This is a genomic window from Nocardioides albus, from assembly GCF_014648255.1.
Taxonomy (GTDB): Bacteria; Actinomycetota; Actinomycetes; order Propionibacteriales; family Nocardioidaceae; genus Nocardioides; species Nocardioides albus.
On sequence record NZ_BMQT01000014.1, the window covers coordinates 107262 to 124478 of the forward strand.

Annotated in this window: 20 protein-coding genes; 13 read left to right on the forward strand and 7 right to left on the reverse strand. The window is 68.8% G+C overall.

The genetic code is table 11. The features are described from left to right. Nucleotides 1-174 precede the first annotated feature (174 nt). The 3 genes from IEY84_RS24410 to IEY84_RS24420 all read left to right on the forward strand — a co-directional run bounded on the left by IEY84_RS24410 (nucleotide 175) and on the right by IEY84_RS24420 (nucleotide 2110). Nucleotides 175-495, forward strand: a complete 321-nt coding sequence (locus IEY84_RS24410) for a helix-turn-helix domain-containing protein (protein WP_183551255.1) — start codon at nucleotides 175-177, stop codon at nucleotides 493-495. Between the two features lie 69 nt (nucleotides 496-564). Then, the gene (locus IEY84_RS24415; RefSeq protein ID WP_183551252.1) at nucleotides 565-1656 is read left to right on the forward strand and encodes a DNA recombination protein RmuC; all 1092 of its coding nucleotides are present in this window, start codon (nucleotides 565-567) and stop codon (nucleotides 1654-1656) included. 4 nt (nucleotides 1657-1660) lie between these two features. Next, nucleotides 1661-2110, forward strand: coding sequence for a DUF6542 domain-containing protein (locus IEY84_RS24420; RefSeq protein WP_183551248.1), 450 nt, complete (start codon nucleotides 1661-1663; stop codon nucleotides 2108-2110). 4 nt (nucleotides 2111-2114) lie between these two features. Here IEY84_RS24420 and IEY84_RS24425 read toward each other — a convergent pair whose 3' ends face one another. Beyond that, entirely contained in the window at nucleotides 2115-2744 is a 630-nt protein-coding gene (locus IEY84_RS24425; RefSeq protein ID WP_183551245.1) for an L-threonylcarbamoyladenylate synthase, read from the reverse strand. A gap of 55 nt (nucleotides 2745-2799) precedes the next feature. Further along, the gene (locus tag IEY84_RS24430; protein WP_183551242.1) at nucleotides 2800-3795 is read right to left on the reverse strand and encodes a 4-hydroxy-3-methylbut-2-enyl diphosphate reductase; all 996 of its coding nucleotides are present in this window, start codon (nucleotides 3793-3795) and stop codon (nucleotides 2800-2802) included. A gap of 175 nt (nucleotides 3796-3970) precedes the next feature. Here IEY84_RS24430 and xseA point away from each other — a divergent pair, with 175 nt between their 5' ends. Continuing rightward, a complete protein-coding gene (gene xseA / locus IEY84_RS24435; RefSeq protein WP_183551239.1) occupies nucleotides 3971-5218 on the forward strand; it encodes an exodeoxyribonuclease VII large subunit in 1248 nt (415 codons plus the stop codon). Beyond that, nucleotides 5211-5414: an exodeoxyribonuclease VII small subunit gene (locus IEY84_RS24440; protein WP_183551236.1), complete on the forward strand. Its 204-nt coding sequence runs from the start codon at nucleotides 5211-5213 to the stop codon at nucleotides 5412-5414. Before xseA ends, IEY84_RS24440 begins: the two co-directional genes overlap by 8 nt. A gap of 131 nt (nucleotides 5415-5545) precedes the next feature. On the opposite strand, the gene IEY84_RS24445 is transcribed toward IEY84_RS24440, so the two are convergent. Continuing rightward, on the reverse strand, nucleotides 5546-6169 hold the full coding sequence (locus IEY84_RS24445) for a DUF4245 family protein (protein ID WP_183551232.1): 624 nt from the start codon (nucleotides 6167-6169) through the stop codon (nucleotides 5546-5548). A gap of 107 nt (nucleotides 6170-6276) precedes the next feature. Between IEY84_RS24445 and IEY84_RS24450 the strand changes: the two genes are divergently transcribed. Genes IEY84_RS24450 through IEY84_RS24485 form a run of 8 tightly spaced genes read left to right on the forward strand, consistent with a single transcriptional unit; the run spans nucleotide 6277 to nucleotide 12655 of the window. Further along, nucleotides 6277-6666 carry a TOBE domain-containing protein gene (locus IEY84_RS24450; protein ID WP_229788974.1) on the forward strand — a complete coding sequence of 130 codons (390 nt, stop codon included), beginning with the start codon at nucleotides 6277-6279 and terminating at the stop codon, nucleotides 6664-6666. A gap of 2 nt (nucleotides 6667-6668) precedes the next feature. Then, nucleotides 6669-7418, forward strand: coding sequence for a molybdate ABC transporter substrate-binding protein (gene modA / locus IEY84_RS24455; protein WP_221209249.1), 750 nt, complete (start codon nucleotides 6669-6671; stop codon nucleotides 7416-7418). Between the two features lie 58 nt (nucleotides 7419-7476). Further along, nucleotides 7477-8238, forward strand: a complete 762-nt coding sequence (locus tag IEY84_RS24460; protein ID WP_183551223.1) for an ABC transporter permease — start codon at nucleotides 7477-7479, stop codon at nucleotides 8236-8238. Beyond that, nucleotides 8235-8933, forward strand: a complete 699-nt coding sequence (locus IEY84_RS24465; RefSeq protein ID WP_183551219.1) for an ATP-binding cassette domain-containing protein — start codon at nucleotides 8235-8237, stop codon at nucleotides 8931-8933. The genes IEY84_RS24460 and IEY84_RS24465 overlap by 4 nt, the downstream gene beginning before the upstream one ends. Nucleotides 8934-8975: 42 nt before the next feature. Next, a complete protein-coding gene (glpX, locus tag IEY84_RS24470) occupies nucleotides 8976-9995 on the forward strand; it encodes a class II fructose-bisphosphatase (RefSeq protein WP_183551216.1) in 1020 nt (339 codons plus the stop codon). 35 nt (nucleotides 9996-10030) lie between these two features. Continuing rightward, entirely contained in the window at nucleotides 10031-10960 is a 930-nt protein-coding gene (locus tag IEY84_RS24475) for an alpha/beta fold hydrolase (RefSeq protein WP_183551213.1), read from the forward strand. Nucleotides 10961-10963: 3 nt separating this feature from the next. Further along, nucleotides 10964-11629 (forward strand): TetR/AcrR family transcriptional regulator, encoded by a 666-nt coding sequence (locus IEY84_RS24480; protein WP_183551211.1) that lies wholly within the window; start codon nucleotides 10964-10966, stop codon nucleotides 11627-11629. Nucleotides 11630-11662: 33 nt separating this feature from the next. Further along, the gene (locus IEY84_RS24485; protein ID WP_183551208.1) at nucleotides 11663-12655 is read left to right on the forward strand and encodes a cytochrome c oxidase assembly protein; all 993 of its coding nucleotides are present in this window, start codon (nucleotides 11663-11665) and stop codon (nucleotides 12653-12655) included. 9 nt (nucleotides 12656-12664) lie between these two features. On the opposite strand, the gene IEY84_RS24490 is transcribed toward IEY84_RS24485, so the two are convergent. From IEY84_RS24490 to IEY84_RS24505, 4 genes are all read right to left on the reverse strand, one after another. After that, entirely contained in the window at nucleotides 12665-13741 is a 1077-nt protein-coding gene (locus tag IEY84_RS24490; protein WP_183551205.1) for an ABC transporter ATP-binding protein, read from the reverse strand. A gap of 104 nt (nucleotides 13742-13845) precedes the next feature. Beyond that, nucleotides 13846-15570, reverse strand: coding sequence for a sulfatase-like hydrolase/transferase (locus IEY84_RS24495; protein ID WP_183551202.1), 1725 nt, complete (start codon nucleotides 15568-15570; stop codon nucleotides 13846-13848). Nucleotides 15571-15699: 129 nt separating this feature from the next. Further along, entirely contained in the window at nucleotides 15700-16395 is a 696-nt protein-coding gene (locus tag IEY84_RS24500) for a DUF1707 SHOCT-like domain-containing protein (RefSeq protein WP_183551199.1), read from the reverse strand. A 57-nt stretch (nucleotides 16396-16452) separates the two neighbouring features. Beyond that, nucleotides 16453-17121: a DUF1707 SHOCT-like domain-containing protein gene (locus tag IEY84_RS24505; RefSeq protein ID WP_183551196.1), complete on the reverse strand. Its 669-nt coding sequence runs from the start codon at nucleotides 17119-17121 to the stop codon at nucleotides 16453-16455. Nucleotides 17122-17217: the final 96 nt, after the last annotated feature.

Here is a 17217-nt window from a genome sequence, read left to right on the forward strand (position 1 = left end):
CCCCCCCCCCCCCCCGCACAAGGAGACCGTCGCCGATCGACCGTAGGGCTGGTCACATCCTCTGTCCATCGATCAGTCCAATCTGGATCGTTACCCGGTATCCAGGACAATCGGGATCGCACAGATTACGATCAGCCACCCCGCAGGGTATCCGGGTGATCCGGGGAGGACATCGTGCAAGTCGGCTACATTCAGGCGCTTCTCGTCGCTGTCGAGGTCGGTTCCTTCACGCACGCCGCCCCGTTGCTGCATCTCTCATCGGGAAGCGCCGTCAGCAAGCAGATCAGGCAATTGGAGGCCGAGCTGGGCATCACGTTGATCACTCGGAGCGATCGCCGGCTCCACCTGACTCCCGCGGGAGTCGAAGCACTCCCACACTTGGCAGCGATCGCAGCTGGTGCCTTTGCGGTACAAGCAATCCGCTCGGCACGCCGAGACGCCGAGACGCCGAGACGCCGAGACCAATGTTTCCGTAACGTGATGTTGACCTGGTGATCACCATTTGCAGCGTCACGGCTCAAGTGTTTCGCCATCACTGTCGGTGATCCCTGAGAAGGTGGGGCCATGGAGATCTGGATCCTGGTCCTCGGCCTACTGATCGGCCTGGTGCTCGGCGCCGTTCTCGGGGTGTTGTGGGTGCGTGCGCGGAGCGTCGGGACGGTCGCGGCAGGAATGGTGGACCAGGCCGAGGTGATGCAGGGGCTCGACCGGCTCAGCGACCAGATGCAGCATCTCGACCGGGAGCGGGCGCGCTGGCAGGGGCAGTTCGAGACCGAGGTCGGGAGGCTGCAGACCGAGACCCGGTCGCTGTCGACCGCGCTGCGCAAGCCGCAGGTCAGAGGTCGGTGGGGCGAGATGCACCTGCGGCGCGCGGTCGAGCTCGCCGGCCTGGTCGACAAGTGCGACTTCTCCGAGCAGGTCCATCTGGAGGACGGGCGGCTGCGCCCCGACCTGGTGGTTCACCTGTCCGGCAACAAGGAGCTGGTCGTCGACTCCAAGGTCCCCCTCGACGCCTATCTCGAAGCGGCGTCCGCGGACAACGAGGACGACTACCGTGCTCACCTGCGCAGACACACCGCCCAGCTGCGTACGCATGTGGACCAGCTGGCCTCGAAGGCCTACTGGCGCTTCCTGGACGAGTCGCCCGAGTTCGTCGTGCTGTTCGTGCCTGCGGAGTCGTTCCTCTCGGCGGCGCTGGAGACCGAACCCAGCCTGATCGAGTACGCCGCGGAGCGCCGAGTCGTCCTGGCCTCGCCGACGACGCTGATCGCGCTGCTGCGCACGGTGGCGCACGGTTGGTCTCACGAGGCGCTCGCCGAGCAGGCCCGGGAGATCCATCGCCTCGGCCGCGACCTGCACCAACGGCTCTCCACGATGTCGACCCACCTGGACGGGATCGGGCGCTCCCTCAACACCGCGGTCACTCGTTACAACCAGGCGATCGGCTCCTTCGACAATCGGGTCCTGGTGGCCGCCCGCCGTTTCAATGAACTATCGGTAACCGACGAGGATCTCGAGACCCCGCGTCCCGTCGAGATCCGCGCCGTGGAGCGGTTGAGCAGCGCGCGCGAGGATGATCGGCGCGCCGCCGAGAATGAGGGTGTGCCGGGCCCTACCGTGGGTTCTGATACACAGGCTGCATACGAGAGATCGTGACCCCATGAGTCAGCGACAGCGCACCATCTGGGAGGAAGGACGCGAGTCCGGCCGCCATGTCGTCGCGCTCGGATCCGCCACCTCGCTAACGGTGACCTTCGTCGATCTGCTCATCGACGACCAGATTGGTCTCTTCTTCGATCTCACCTTCGTGGCGATCGCGCTGACCCTCGCGCTCATCGTCAGGCCCAGCGACTTCTTCGTGGTCGGCGTGCTCCCGCCGCTGATCATGCTCGGCATCTTCATCCTGCTGGCCGCGACCCAGCCCGGGGCGATCGCCGATCCCGACGACGGATTCGTCCAAGCCGTGGTCAGCGGCCTCGGACACCACGCGATCAGTCTCTTCATCGGCTACGGGCTCTGCCTGGGCTGTCTGGTGATGCGCCGCCGCGTCCTGCGGCAGCGCGGCGAGACCCGCGACGAGGTCGAGCGCGAGCGCGCCCTCGCCTCCTGAGCCGTCAGTCCATCGCGAGGAACCCGGAGACGTCGCCAGCGCCCTCGCGGATGATCTCAGGCTGGCCGTCGGACCAGTCGATGACCGTGGTCGGCTCGGCCGGGGTCTCACCGGCGTCGATCACGATGTCGACCTGATGGTCGAGCGCCTCCTTGACGTTCCAGCCGAAGACCTCCGGCTCGGTCTCACCCGGCAGGATCAGCGTCGAGGACAGCAACGGCTCACCGAGCTCCTCGAGGAGCGCCTGGACCACGGCGTGCTCGGGGATGCGTACGCCGACCGTCTTCTTCTTGGGATGCATCAGCCGGCGCGGGACCTCCGGGGTCGCCGGGAGGATGAAGGTGTAAGGCCCGGGGGTCGCGTGCTTGATGGCCCGGAAGGCGCTGTTGTCGACGTGGACCATCGTGCCGAGCTGCGCGAAGTCCTTGCAGATCAGCGTGAAGTGGTGGCGGTCGTCGAGACCGCGGATCCGCAGGATCCGGTCACGACCGTCCTTGTTGCCGATCCGCGAGCCGAGCGCGTAACCCGAGTCTGTCGGGTACGCGACCAGCTGATCGTCGCGCAGGGCATCGACGACCTGGCTGATCAGACGGGACTGCGGGTTGTCAGGGTGTACGTCGAGAAATCGGGCCACCCCTCGACCCTAACGCCCTGGGGCGGGGGTGGATCAAGAGGCGACGCGGTGCGCCCTAGCGAGCTGCGGCGGCCTTGAGGTCCTTGCGGAGCTCGGTGGGCAGCGCGAAGATCAGCGACTCCTCGGCACTCTTGTGGGCCGTGGCGTCCGGGAAGCCCCGGGCCTTGAGGAACTCGATGACGCCTTCGACCAGGTTCTCGGGCACGCTGGCTCCGGAGGTGACCGAGACGCTGCGAACGCCCTCCAGCCAGGACTCATCGATCTCGCTGGCGTCGTCGACGCGGTAGGCGGACTTGGCGCCGGCCTCGAGGGCGACCTCGACGAGGCGAACCGAGTTGGAGGAGTTGCCGGAGCCGACGACGATGACCAGGTCGCTGGCCGCGCCGATCTCCTTGACCGCCTGCTGACGGTTCTGGGTGGCGTAGCAGATGTCGTCGCTGGGCGGGTCGAGCAGCTCGGGGAACTTCACCCGGAGTGCGGCGACGGTCTCCATGGTCTCGTCCACCGAGAGGGTGGTCTGGGAGAGCCAGACGACCTTGGAGGGGTCGGGAACCTCGATGTTCGGTACGTCGCCGGGGCCCTCGACGAGCGTGGTCGCCTCCGGCGCCTCGCCCATGGTGCCCTCGACCTCCTCGTGACCGGCGTGGCCGATCAGCAGGATGCTGTAGCCCTCGCGCGCGAACCGCTTGGCCTCGAGGTGGACCTTCGTCACCAGGGGGCAGGTCGCGTCGATCGTCTTCAGCTCGCGCACGGCGGCGTCGGCGTGGACCGCCGGCGAGACGCCGTGAGCGGAGAAGACGACGGTCGCGCCGGAGGGGACCTCGTCGAGCTCGTTGACGAACACCGCGCCACGGTTGCGGAGGTCGTCGACGACGTGCTTGTTGTGCACGATCTCCTTGCGTACGTAGACCGGGGCACCATAGAGGTCCAGGGCCTGCTCCACGGTGATCACGGCCCGGTCCACGCCGGCGCAGTAACCGCGCGGCTCCGCGAGGAGGACAGCCTTCTCGTCGTCGGAGATCAGGCGTGGGGTGCCGAGGTCGATGCTCATGTCTCCAGTCTAGAGACCGTGTCTGAGAACGCCGAGTCGGCTCGTCGTGACGCCCACCCCCGCCGAGTCGGCGCGTCATGACGCGCCGACTCGGCAGAGGAATCGGTCAGGACGAGCCGACTCGGCACGGATCTTGGTCAGGATGAGCCGACTCGACAGCATTAGGGTGGCTGCCATGGCCCTCGACACGTCCCCCGAGTCGCCCGCTCCGGTGCGGCAGATCGCTAACGCGATCGGCGGCTGGATCGACAAGCTCGGTGCGGTGTGGGTGGAGGGGCAGGTGGCCCAGATGAGCAGGCGGCCGGGGATGCAGACGGTCTTCCTGACGCTGCGCGACTCAGTGGCCGACATCTCGGTGCCGGTGACGTGCACCCGGTTCCTGCTCGACAGCCTCAATCCGCCGCTGGTCGAGGGCGCATCGGTGATCATCCACGCGAAGCCGTCCTACTACGCCAACCGCGGCACGCTGTCGCTCCAGGCCCGCGACATCCGTCCGGTCGGGCTCGGTGAGCTGCTCGCCCGGCTCGAGCAGCGCCGGCAGCTGCTGGCCGCGGAGGGGCTCTTCGCTGCCGAGCTCAAGCGGCCGCTCCCCTTCCTGCCGACCACGGTCGGGCTGGTCACCGCCGCCAACTCGGCTGCCGAGCGGGACGTGCTCGAGAACGCGAAGCGACGGTGGCCGCGGGTGCGGTTCGAGGTGGCGTACGCGGCGATGCAGGGGACGCGCAGCGCTGCCGACGTCGTCGAGAAGCTGCAGCGGCTCGACCGCGACCCCGATGTCGACGTGATCGTCATCGCCCGCGGTGGCGGTTCGGTCGAGGACCTGCTTCCGTTCTCCGACGAGCACCTGATCCGGGCAGTGCACGCCGCTCGCACCCCGGTGGTCTCAGCGATCGGCCACGAGCCCGACTCGCCACTGTTGGACCTGGCCGCCGACGTACGCGCCTCGACGCCGACCGATGCCGCCAAGCTCGTCGTGCCCGACGTGGTCGAGGAGCAGCGGATCGTCGCGACCGGCCGCGACCGGCTCCGCGGCGGGATCGCCGCCCTGATCCACCGCGAGCAGACGCTCCTGGACGCATTGCGCTCGCGGCCGGTGCTGGCCGATCCGCGCTCGCTGATCGACGCCCGGCGCGACGAGGTCACCTCGCTGCGCGACCGCGCCCGACGCACCGTCGGGCACGCCCTCGACCGGGCTGCCGACGACATCGGCCACCATCGTGCTCGCGCCCGCGCGCTCTCGCCGCTGGAGACGCTGAGACGGGGCTACGCCGTCGCCCAGGATGCCGACGGACACGTGCTCACCAGCGTCACCGACGCCGCCGAGGGCGCCACCGTCAGCATCCGCGTAGCCGACGGCCGCCTGGCCGCAACCATCACCTCGACCGAGAAGACTGAGCCCACCAAGGATGACGCCGATGACTGAGGACAGCGCCGACAAGAACCTCTCCTACGAGCAGGCCCGCGAAGAGCTGATCGACGTCGTACGCAGGCTCGAAGCCGGCGGCATCACCCTCGAGGAGTCCCTGGCCCTGTGGGAGCGAGGCGAGAAGCTGGCCACGCTGTGCCAGGAGTGGCTCGACGGCGCTCGGAAGAAGATCGACGCCGCCATCCAGGACTGACCTCGCTGGTCGAGCCGCCGGAGCCGCTAGGCGGAGGCGTGTCGAGACCAACACGGTCCCCTCGGCGCTCGATGGGACCGTGTTGGTCTCGACACGCTCGCTGGCGCTCGCGGCTCGACCAGCGGCGGGCCCTACTTCAGGGGCTCGGTGGTGATGAGGGCCAGATAGTCGCGTACGTCGCCGTCCTTGGGACCCCAGAGCATCAGGGTCTGGCCGTCGACCTCGGTCGAGTAGCCGTTGTCGCCGTCCGAGTCGGACCACTCGGTCCAGGTGTCGGCGACGTCGGTCTCGATGGTGACCTCGTCGCCCTCCTTGGCCTGGGTGTCGACGTTCTTCTGGGCCAGCGCCTGAGCCGAGCGGGCGGAGAACTCCAGGCCGACGTAGGAGGTCTCGCCCTTGACGAACGACATGGTCCACGACGGCTCCTCGCCGCCCTGGTAGGACGGTTCGGTGTTGGCGTACCAGCCAGGGGGCAGCTCACGCGGGTAGACGACCTCGATGTCGGCGGCCTGGGCGCTGCGTACGGCGTCCGCCCAGTCGGCCTTGTAGGTCTTGTTGGCGCCGCTGACCTCACGCTCGACGTTGCCGCGCCACTGCACGATCAGCACGATCGGGACGACGAGGACGAGCAGGAAGATCATCGAACCGATGAGCGCGCCGAACGTACGCGGGTAGCTCCGCGCCGGGGTCTCCGGTTGCTCGCTCCCCGGCTGGTTCGACGGTTGGGCGGGCTGTTGCTGATCGGTGTCGCTCACGCCCTCCATGGTCCCACTCGACCGCGAACGCCGCGAAACCTGGACCAGTCGTTCCGCAGATGAGGACATATGGCGCGAGATTTCGCCGCAGATGCGATACTCCTCCAGTGACCACCTACCGCATCGCCGAAGCCGCCGATCTTCTCGGCGTCAGCGACGACACCGTGCGCCGCTGGGTCGAAGCGGGACGGATCGAAGCTGCCACGGAGAACGGCCGCGCGGTCATCGAAGGCACCGTCCTGGCCGGGCTCGCCTCAGAGCTGGCCGATGCCCCGGCCCCCGACCGGGCCAGAGCGGTCAGTGCCCGCAACCGGATGCTCGGGATCGTGACCAGAACCACCATGGACACGGTGATGGCGCAGGTGGAGATGGTCTGCGGACCGTACCGGATCGTCTCGCTGATGAGCGCCGAGGCCGCCACCGAGCTCGGTCTGGAGCCGGGCGTCAGCGCGGTCGCATCGATCAAGTCGACCAACGTCGTCGTGGAGCGCCCATGATCATGACCCGCGGAATCGGTGCCGTCGTCGCGGTGGCGACCGCTCTCGCGCTCGCCGGCTGCGGGAGCTCCAGCGAGGGGTCGGAAGACCGGGAGCTGACCGTCTTCGCGGCGGCCTCACTGACCGACACGTTCACCGAGTTGGCCGAGGAGTTCGAGAAGGACCACCCCGGCGTGAAGGTGACCATCAGCTTCGGTGGCTCCTCGGACCTGGTGGCCCAGATCGAGGACGGCGCGCCGGCGGACGTCTTCGCCTCGGCCGACACCAAGAACATGGACGAGCTCGACAACCTGGCCACCGACCCGCAGGACTTCGCCGCCAACACGCTCGAGATCGCCACGCCGCCGGGCAACCCGGCCAAGATCACCGGCTTTCAGGATCTCGCCAAGGCCGGGACGAAGGTCTTGGTCTGCGCGGCCGAGGTCCCCTGCGGCAACGCGACCGCCCAGATGGAGGAGGAGACCGGCGTCGACATCGAGCCGGTCAGCGAGGAGCAGTCGGTCAGCGACGTACTCGCCAAGGTCACCTCCGGCGACGCCGACGCCGGGGTCGTGTACGTCACCGACGTGACCGCCGCCGGCGACACCGTGACGGGCGTCGAGTTCGACGAGGCCGACCAGGTCGTGAACACCTACCCGATCAGCACCATCGATGGCTCCGACGACGCCGACCTCGCCCAGGAGTTCGTCGACCTGGTGCTGAGCGAGACCGGACAGAAGGTCCTGACCGATGCCGGCTTCATCCAGCCCTGATCTTCTCGGGACCGCCAGGCGGACGGACCGGCAGAGGGGGGCCGGTCCGTCCGTCGGTATGCCGCGCTGGCTGTGGTTCCCGGCGGCCCTCGCCGCGGCGTTCATCATCGTTCCGCTCGTCGCGATCATCCTCCGCGTCGACCTGGCGAGCTTCCCGGCGCTGATCACCTCGCCGTCCGCGCTGGAGGCGCTCTGGCTCAGCCTGCGCACCGCGGTGGCGAGCACTGCGCTGTGCATCCTCCTCGGCGTACCTCTCTCCACCGTCCTCGCCCGCACCAGCTTCCGGGGTCAGGGGCTGGTGCGCTCGCTGGTGCTCCTTCCGCTCGTGCTGCCTCCGGTCGTCAGCGGGCTGGCGCTGCTCTACACCTTCGGCCGCCGGGGGCTGCTGGGACAGTCGCTGGACCTGGTCGGCATCCAGGTTCCGTTCACCACCCTCGCCGTGGTGATGGCGCAGACGTTCGTCGCACTGCCGTTCCTGGTGATCAGCCTCGAGGGCGCGCTGCGCACCAGCGGCACCCGCTACGAGGCGGTCGCCGCCACCCTCGGCGCCCGCCCGACCACCGTCTTCCGGCGCGTCACCCTCCCCCTGGTCGGCCCCGGCCTGCTCTCCGGCTCGGTCCTGGCCTTCGCTCGCTGCCTGGGCGAGTTCGGTGCCACCATCACCTTCGCCGGCAACCTGCCCGGGGTCACCAGCACGATGCCGCTGCAGGTCTACCTGCTCCGCGTCGACGACCCGGACGCGGCGGTCGCACTCTCGCTGGTGCTGGTCGTCGTCGCGGTCGCTGTGATCGGCTTCGCCCGCCATGGGAGGGCCCTATGAGCTCTCTCCACCTGCGTGCCGTCATCGTCCAGCGAGGCATCGACGTCACTCTCGACGTCGCCGCCGGCGAGACGGTCGCGCTCACCGGCCCCAACGGCGCCGGGAAGTCGAGCCTGCTCGGCGTGATCTCCGGGCTCCTTCGTCCCGACGAAGGAGAGGTACGCCTCGGCGACCGCATCCTCGACCGCACTCCCCCGCACGCCCGCGGGATCGCGCTCCTCGCCCAGGACCCGCTGCTCTTCCCGCACCTGTCGGTGCTGGCCAACGTCGCCTTCGCACCCCGCGCCCGCGGCGTACCCCGCCGCCAGGCCAACGAGCTCGCCACCCGCCACCTCACGGAGGTCGGCGCCGAGATGCTCGCCGGGCGCAGACCGACGGAGATCTCCGGCGGCCAGGCCCAGCGGGTGGCGGTGGCACGGGCGCTCGCGGCCGAGCCCGAGCTGCTCCTGCTCGACGAGCCGATGGCCTCGCTCGACGTCGACGTCCGTCCTGCGCTGAGGCAGACGCTGCGCACCGCGCTGGCGGACCGGACCGCCGTCATCGTCACCCACGACGCCGCCGACGCTCGCGCGCTCGCCGACCGGGTAGTGGTGATCGAGCACGGCCACATCGTCGAGGAGGGCCCCACCGAACAGGTTCTGGAGCACCCGCAGTCGGGGTTCGCTGTGAGACTTGTCTCTGGATCGATCAAGTGACACCAGGGCCGCCCGGACGCGCCTGGCCGATAGATTGACCCCATGAACGACACCCAGCCGCTCGGCGTCGCCCCCACCGCTCCTGACCGCAACCTGGCCCTCGAGCTCGTGCGCGTGACGGAGGCTGCGGCGATGGCCGCCGCTCGCTGGGTGGGACGTGGCGACAAGAACGGCGCCGACGGTGTCGCGGTCAACGCGATGCGCACGATGATCTCCACGGTCGCCATGAACGGCACCGTCGTGATCGGCGAGGGCGAGAAGGACAACGCCCCGATGCTCTACAACGGCGAGAGCGTCGGCGACGGCACCGGCCCCGAGTGCGACGTCGCGGTCGACCCGATCGACGGCACCACCCTGACCGCCAAGGGCATGAGCAACGCGGTCGCGGTGATGGCGGTCGCCCCGCGCGGCAGCATGTACGACCCGAGCGCCGTCTTCTACATGGAGAAGCTGGTCACCGGCCCCGAGGCCGCCGGTCTCGTCGACATCCGCCTGCCGGTCGCGGAGAACATCGCGGCGGTGGCGAAGGCAAAGGACACCAAGGCCTCCGACATCACCGTGATCGTGCTCGACCGTCCGCGCCACGACAAGCTCGTCGAGGAGATCCGCGAGACCGGTGCCCGGATCAAGTTCATCGTCGACGGCGACGTCGCCGGCGCGATCTCCGCAGCTCGTGCGGGCAGCGGCGCCGACCTGCTGATGGGCATCGGCGGCACTCCCGAGGGCATCGTCGCCGCCTGCGCGATGAAGGCGCTCGGCGGCACCATCCAGGGCCGGCTGTGGCCCAAGGACGACGAGGAGCGCCAGCGCGCCCTCGACGCCGGCCACAACCTCGACCCCGACTTCGTGCTCCACACCGATGACCTGGTCACCGGCGACGACTGCTTCTTCGTCGCCACCGGCATCACCGACGGCGACCTGATGCGGGGCGTGCAGTACCTCCCCCACGGCGCCATCGTCACCGACTCCCTGGTGATGCGCAGCCGTTCCGGCACCATCCGCAAGGTCACCTCGGAGCACCAGCTCGCCAAGCTCCAGGCTTACAGCGCGATCGACTTTTGAAATCTGCCCTGTTTCAGGGCAGGTAAAGTCGGCACATGACCACCCCCGCCGAGCCGACCGAGTCCAGAGCTTTCCTCCCCGGAGGAGTGGAGCTGGCGTACGACACGTTCGGCAGCCCCAGCGCTGACCCGCTGCTGCTGATCATGGGCCTCGGCGGCCCGATGACCTGGTGGGATGCCCAGCTGTGCGAGCAGCTGGCCGAGGCCGGGTTCTACGTGGTCCGCTACGACAACCGCGACGTCGGCCACTCCTCACCGCATCCGTCCGACGAGCGGATCACGCTCGCGCGGCTGGCGCGGGCGTTCGCGGGGCTGCCGACCCAGGCGCCGTACACCCTCGACGATCTCGCCGACGACGCGGCCGCGCTGCTGACCCATCTCGACATCGACTCCGCGCACGTGTGGGGTGTGTCGATGGGCGGGATGATCGCTCAGACCCTCGCCATCCGTCACCCCGACAGGGTGCGCTCGGTCTGTTCGATGATGTCCACGACCGGCCGCCGTTCGGTCGGCTTCCAGCACCCGACGCTGCTGCCGGCGCTGGTCATCAAGAAGCCCGGGCTCGAGGGCTACATCGAGCGTCAGATCAAGGGCGGCGTCCAGATCGGCTCGCCGGCCTTCCCCGAGCCCGAGGACGACGTACGCCGGCGCGCGATCGACACCTGGAACCGCGGTGTCAGCTCGGCGGCGGTCGCGCGGCAGATGCTCACGGTCCTCACCCAGCCCGATCGCACGGAGGATCTCGGGCGGCTCCAGGTCCCGTTCAGCGTCATCCACGGTCTGAACGACAAGATGGTCCACGTCTCCGGCGGCCGGGCGACCGCTGCCGCCGTCCCCGACGCCGAGCTGATCCTCTTCAAGGGCATGGGCCACGACCTGCCCCGCGCGCTGTGGCCGGCCTTCATCAGGGTCGTGCGGCGCACCGCCGACCGGGCCACCGCCGGCTACCGCACCGTCACGGCGTAGCCGATGCCCACCGCCCTCCCCGAGGACGAGTCCAGCTCGCTGCTCGCCCGAGCGCTCGCCGACGTCGCCGAGCCGATCGAGGACGAGGCGGTGACCGCCAGGCTTCTCGATGCCGCCGCGGAGCAGTTCCGTCAGATCGGGATCAAGCGCACCACGATGGAGGAGGTCGCGAAGCGAGCCGGGGTCGCCCGGATCACCGTCTACCGCCGCTTCGCCAACAAGGACGCGCTGGTCGAGCAGGTCGTACGCCGCGAGTTCCGGCGCTACTTCGACCAGTTCGTGCTCGACATCGCCGATGCCGCCGACGCCGCCGAGCGCGTGGAGATCGGCTTCGCCAGTGCGATGAAGGCGATCCGCGGCAACCCGCTGATCGGCGGCATGCTCACCGTCGAGACCGACTCGCTGGTGCACTCCATCGTCGGCGACGGCGGCCGTACGGTGGCCACGATCGCGCGCTTCGTGGCGGGCCAGCTGCGGCGCGAGCAGCGCGCCGGCAACGTACCCGCCGACGTCGAGGTCGACCTGGTCGCCGAGCTGATGGTCCGCACGTCGACCTCGTTCCTGGTGACACCGAGCGAGGTCGTCGACATCGATGACGAGGCCCAGCTGCGCTCGCTGGCAAGACTCTTCCTGGTCCCGTTGATCGACCCCGCCAACCGCCTGAAATAACCTCCGGTCGCGACCCGGAGATACCGTGAGACCATGCACGACCACGGCTCCCTGCCCGCGCTCGGCTGGTCCGAGTTCTTCACCACCTGGAGTCTGCAGCCCGCCTGGCTGCTCGCTGTGGTGATCCTCGCGGCGGGTTATCTCACCCTGCGTAACGCCGCCGGAGCGGCCTCGACGGTCAAGGGCTGGCGGGTGGCGTCGTTCCTCACCGGGCTCGCCCTCACCTACGTCGTCATCGCCTCGGCGATCAACAGCTATGCGATGTCGCTGGCCTGGATGCACATGGTGCTCCACCTGACCCTGATCATGGTGGTGCCCACCCTGCTCGTGCTGGGACACCCGCTCACCGTCATCGCCGAGACCGGCCCGCGCGCCGAGCGGGCGATGCGCTCGCTCCCGGTCACCATCCTGGTCCACCCGATCACCGGCACTCTGCTCTACTCGGTGGTGATCATCGGCACCCATCTGTCCGGGTTCATGGACGCGATGGCGCAGAGCGTCCCCCTGATGGTCGGCGAGCAGATCCTCTACATCGTCTCCGGCTTCCTCTTCCTCACCGGCACGATCGGTGAGGAGAAGGTACGCACCGATCTGCCCTACCTCGGCCGGATCGCACTCCTCGTGGTCGGCATGGTGCCCGACACGATCGTCGGGATCGTGATGCTGCAGACCGAGCGGGACCTCTACCCGGTCTACTCCGGGGCCCGGCCCGAGTGGGCGCTCGACGCGGTCAAGGACATCCAGACCGCCGGCGGCCTGATGTGGGCCGGCGGCGACGGCGGCATGATGTTCCTCGCCATCGGCCTGGTCATCGCCGTGGTCTCCTCACCGGAGCGACGGGCCAAGATGACCGGCCGCTTCCTCGACGGCGTACGCACCACCCAGCTCGCCCAGGAGAGCGCGCGGGGCTCTGCTGTTCACGGGGCAGACGAAGGCCCCGCCGAGCCGGGATCCGTGGATCCCGACAGCGACGAGGCCCTCGATGCCTACAACGCGATGCTGGCTCGGATGAACCAGCAGCACTGACCTCTTCGGTCAGTCGCTGACGCGCAGACCGGACTCCGTGTCGAAGACGTGGACGTCCTCGGGGTCGGTGGTGACGTAGATGGTGTCGCCCTTGCCGACGTGGTCCTTGGAGGAGACACGGACGATCAGGGTCGACGGGACGCCCTCGACGTCGCTGGTGCCGTAGATGAAGGAGTCCGAACCGAGCTCCTCGACGACGGTCACCTTCACGGGGAGGCCGCCGTCGTTCTCACCGATGATGCGGAAGCTCTCGGGCCGCACGCCGACGGTGATCTCCTTGGGGAGGTTGGCGGTGGCACCGACGGGAACGACGTACTCCCCGATCTTGGCGCCGCCGTCGGCGGCGGTCGCCTTGATGAGGTTCATCTGCGGCGAGCCGATGAAGCCGGCGACGAAGAGGTTGACCGGCTTGCGGTAGAGGTTGAGCGGGGTGTCGACCTGCTGCAGCTCACCGTTGCTCATCACCGCGACACGGTCGCCCATCGTCATCGCCTCGACCTGGTCGTGGGTGACGTAGACGGTGGTGATGCCGAGGTCGGCCTGGAGCTTGGCGATGTCGGTGCGGGTCTGCACGCGCATCTTGGCGTCGAGGTTGGACAGCGGCTCGTCCATGCAGAAGACCTGCGGCTGGCGGACGATCGCGCGACCCATCGCGACGCGCTGGCGCTGACCACCGGAGAGCGCCTTGGGCTTGCGGTCGAGGTAGTCGGTCAGGCCCAGGGTCTTGGCGGCCTCGGCGACGAGCTTGTCACGCTCGGCCTTCGGAACCTTGGCCATCTTCAGCGAGAACGCCATGTTCTCGGCGACGCTCATGTGCGGGTAGAGCGCGTAGTTCTGGAAGACCATCGCGATGTCGCGGTCCTTGGGCGCCACGTTGGTGACGTCGCGGTCACCGATCTTGATGGCACCGGAGTTGACCTCCTCGAGCCCGGCGAGCATGCGCAGGGTCGTGGTCTTACCGCATCCGGACGGGCCGACGAGCACCATGAACTCGCCGTCCTTGATCTCGAGGTCGATGCCCTTGACCGCGGGCTCGGCGGCGCCGGCGTACCAACGCTGCGCCTTCTCAAAACTCACTGTTGCCATGATTCCGTTGTCTCCTTCACCGGCAGGTACGTGCCGGACGATCCGTTGTGAAGTGACCGGGACCACATCGGCCCCGGCGGAGACACGATAACCCAGATCCGGAATCAGCGGGTCAAAGCCCTGCACACAGCCGGGGCACAGCCCTCGTAGGCCTCGAGCCGGCGCATCAGATCCCGGGCGTACGGCTTCGCGTGATCCTCGGCGAAGACGTTGCGGTCCTCCCACGGCCGGTCGTAACGGTAGAGCTCGTAGGCGTGGTCGGTGCCCTTCCAGGACTTGTCCAGGTCGAAGCGGACCAGCAACCCCTGCGAGCCGCGCACCGCGATGTAGGACGGGATGATGTCGATGGTCCCGCCCGAGCCCTTGTCGAGGTCGACCTCGCCGGGGTGGGACTTGGCGTAGGTGTGCTCGAAGAAGGCATACCTGCTCCCCGGCCGCTTCGGGCGGCTCAGGGTGTCGGCGAAGGAGCTTCCGGACATGTACGCCGGGGGCTGGGCGCCCGCGATGTCGAGGAAGGTCGGGGCGAGATCGATGTTGTTGACGAACTGGCTGCGCTTGCCGGGAACCACGTCGGGGCCGACGACGACCAGGGGGACGCGGGTGTCGGAGTCGTAGGGAGCACCCTTGCCGCCGTTGAGCTGGTGCTGGCCGAGATGGAAGCCGTTGTCCGAGGTCAGCACGATGTAGGCGTCCTCGCCGGCCGCCTCGCGCACCTGGGTGATCATCCGGTCGATCGACTGCACCATCCGGGCGCGGTCGCGGTATTGGCTCAGCGCCGTCTCGTCGCTCAGCGAGACCTTGTTGGTGCGCCAGGCAGGAGCCTGCGACGTACGTCCCCCGCGGCCGAGGTAGGTCGGCGCGTTGTCCCAGCGGTCGTCGCCATAGCCGACCAGGTCCTTCAGCGTCAGGTCGGCGCACTCGAGCCGGCCGCAGTTGCCGCCCGCGGGGTCGCCGGCGGGCGCCTGGTCGGCGAAGGCGGGCGGGAACCAGGTGTCCAGGCCCGGGTAGTGGTGGCCGAGGCGCGAGTGGGGCCCGTAGGCGGCGATCTCGAGGAAGTAGGGATCCTCGTCGTCGCGGTGCTCCTCGATGAAGTCGAGGGCGTAGTCACGGGTGACGTTGGTGGCGTACCCGGCGTCCTTGACAGCCGGACCGGCCGAGGTCGGCGGCCGCGGGTGGTTGCGCAGCTGCACCGCGCCGTTGCCGTCGAGGTAGGTGCTCTGGTAGCCCCAGCCGCCGTAGGCGCCGCCGAGGAGCGCGTTCCAGGAATCCCATCCGGGCACCTTGGGCGGCGGGGTGCGCTTGCCGTCGGCGCCGAGGGTGGCCTCGTAGGCGTTGATGTACTTCCCTACGAACCCGGTCGTGTAGCCGGCCTCCTGGAGCCCGATGCTGAACTGCTTCTCGACGTTGCCGTAGCGCCGGAACGCCGACCAGCCGCCGACCGGGTGCTCAGGATCGTTCTGGGTGTTGGTGAGCACCTTGGTGTGGTGCGGCGTCTGCCCGGTCAGCAGCGCTGCCCGAGAGGGGCAGCACAGCGAGTCGATGACGAAGGAGTTCTGGTACGTCGCGCCGTCCGCGGCCATCTTGGTGGCCTCCGGCATCGTCCGGAGCAGCTCGAGGGAGAAGTCGTCCATCAGGATCAGCACGATGTCGGAGCGATCGTCGGCGGTGGCGGCGAGCTCCGCCGCGGGCGCCCCGATGGCTGCCGCCGACGGGCCGGCTGCGACAGGGCCGGCGACGGCGTCTCTCGGGCCGGCGACGAGGAGTCCGACGACCAGGGCCACGACCGCCAGGAGTGCGGCGCCCAGAAGAGCGCTCCACGTCGGCTTCATCCCGAGTCTCCTTTGTCTATTATGTAACTACACAATGATGTGTTGAGGCGAGGCTAGCGCCTTGCCTCCAGGCACGGCAAGATCGGTCCGCGGAGCGGACCCGAAGGGGCGTTCAGCCCCTGGTGCTGCTCAGTGCAGGTCGTGCGGCGGGAGCTCGTGCGGCGGCGGCATCTCCAGATGCCTGCGCCCCTTGGTCTCCTTCAACGGCTTGCGGATGACGGTGACGCCACCCATCAGTGCCAGCCCCTTCACCCGCAGCACCGGACCGCCGGTCGGCTCGATCCCGCGGGGGCCGACGTAGCCGCCCATGATCCCGACGCCCTGCATCACGACCTGGACGTCGGGGCCGACGGTGATGTTGACGCCGCCCATGATCGCGTTGGCGTAGATCACCGTCTCCTGGGCGGAGAACTGCGCCTGGCGCATGTCGAGCTCGGCACCGCCCATCAGCGCGATCACGTTGCCGGTCGCCGGCACGGTCCAGATCCCGCGTCGGTCCACGCCGCTCATGATCGCGACGTAGAGCTGGCTCTCGATCGGCTTGTCGGCGAAGACCGCCAGGCTCTTCCCGGAGGCGGGAGGGCTCTGCGGGAGCGGCAGCGACGGTGTCCCGACGGCCGGCAGATCGAAGGTGATCGGGACCAGGTCCGCGTACGTCTTGGCCTTGAAGGTCGCGTCGAGACGGTCGTCGAGCTCGTCGATCTCCAGACGGCCCTCCCCTGCTGCCTCGCGGAGGATGTCGGCCACCTTGTGGCGGTCGGCATCGCTGATCCGAAGATTCGGATCAGGATTCTGGCCGCGAAATGGCTCGGGGGTCGTTCCCATGAGGCGAATGCTAGTGGGGGCCTAGGACCTACGCCTCAACAATCCCCCCGATGGCATTCACTCGAGACCGAGATGTTGCTTCAAGGTGCGCTTCGGGGGACGCGGTCCCCGGCGCTTGACGGTCACATCACCCAGCACAGCGATGCCGCGCACCCGCACCACCGGAGAGTCCGCGGCGAGCGCCTCAGGCACCTTCGCCGACGGCTCGTTGAACTCCCCGAGGATGCCGTTGCCCTCGACGATCACGTGCACGTTCGGCGGCACGGTGACCTTCACGCTGCCCAGGACCGAGGTCGCGCTGATGACCACCTCGCGCGCGGAGTAGTGCGCCTCGCGCAGGTCGATGTTGGCATCTCCCAGCACCGCGGTGACCGAGAGATGCTGGGGAACCACCCACACGCCCTTGCGCTCGACATTGCTGAGGAACGCGCTGGCGCTGTCGGACTCGTCGCCTTGGCCGTAGACGACCGGGACCGCTGCGCCGCCGGGCGCCGCGGGTGCCACCGGCGGCTGCCCTGCGACCGGGAGGTCCTGCGTGATCGGCTCCAGATCGGCGTACGTCTTGGCCTTGTAGGTCTCCTCGATCCGTTCCTCGAGCTCCTCGATGTCCAGCCTGCCCTCGCCGGCGGCCTCGCGCAGGATGTCGGCCACCGCATGACGGTCGGCGTCGCTGACGCGCAGGTCGGCTCGTCGAGGCTGGCCGGGGTGCGGTTCAGGGAGTCCCATGATCATGAATGCTATCTGGGTGCGCGTCCCCCGTCTCTCAGGTTCAACCCTGAGACTTGGGCACTTACCAACTGGTGAGTACCCCAGAAATTAGTG

Bases quoted from the DNA above. Each gene is read 5' to 3' on its own strand.
- IEY84_RS24415 (WP_183551252.1), top strand. From the start codon at position 565: ATGGAGATCTGGATCCTGGTCCTCGGCCTACTGATCGGCCTGGTGCTC.
- IEY84_RS24420 (WP_183551248.1), top strand. From the start codon at position 1,661: ATGAGTCAGCGACAGCGCACCATCTGGGAGGAAGGACGCGAGTCCGGC.
- IEY84_RS24430 (WP_183551242.1), bottom strand. From the start codon at position 3,795: ATGAGCATCGACCTCGGCACCCCACGCCTGATCTCCGACGACGAGAAG.
- xseA (WP_183551239.1), top strand. From the start codon at position 3,971: ATGGCCCTCGACACGTCCCCCGAGTCGCCCGCTCCGGTGCGGCAGATC.
- IEY84_RS24440 (WP_183551236.1), top strand. From the start codon at position 5,211: ATGACTGAGGACAGCGCCGACAAGAACCTCTCCTACGAGCAGGCCCGC.
- modA (WP_221209249.1), top strand. From the start codon at position 6,669: ATGACCCGCGGAATCGGTGCCGTCGTCGCGGTGGCGACCGCTCTCGCG.
- IEY84_RS24460 (WP_183551223.1), top strand. From the start codon at position 7,477: ATGCCGCGCTGGCTGTGGTTCCCGGCGGCCCTCGCCGCGGCGTTCATC.
- IEY84_RS24465 (WP_183551219.1), top strand. From the start codon at position 8,235: ATGAGCTCTCTCCACCTGCGTGCCGTCATCGTCCAGCGAGGCATCGAC.
- glpX (WP_183551216.1), top strand. From the start codon at position 8,976: ATGAACGACACCCAGCCGCTCGGCGTCGCCCCCACCGCTCCTGACCGC.
- IEY84_RS24475 (WP_183551213.1), top strand. From the start codon at position 10,031: ATGACCACCCCCGCCGAGCCGACCGAGTCCAGAGCTTTCCTCCCCGGA.
- IEY84_RS24480 (WP_183551211.1), top strand. From the start codon at position 10,964: ATGCCCACCGCCCTCCCCGAGGACGAGTCCAGCTCGCTGCTCGCCCGA.
- IEY84_RS24485 (WP_183551208.1), top strand. From the start codon at position 11,663: ATGCACGACCACGGCTCCCTGCCCGCGCTCGGCTGGTCCGAGTTCTTC.
- IEY84_RS24490 (WP_183551205.1), bottom strand. From the start codon at position 13,741: ATGGCAACAGTGAGTTTTGAGAAGGCGCAGCGTTGGTACGCCGGCGCC.
- IEY84_RS24495 (WP_183551202.1), bottom strand. From the start codon at position 15,570: ATGAAGCCGACGTGGAGCGCTCTTCTGGGCGCCGCACTCCTGGCGGTC.
- IEY84_RS24500 (WP_183551199.1), bottom strand. From the start codon at position 16,395: ATGGGAACGACCCCCGAGCCATTTCGCGGCCAGAATCCTGATCCGAAT.
- IEY84_RS24505 (WP_183551196.1), bottom strand. From the start codon at position 17,121: ATGGGACTCCCTGAACCGCACCCCGGCCAGCCTCGACGAGCCGACCTG.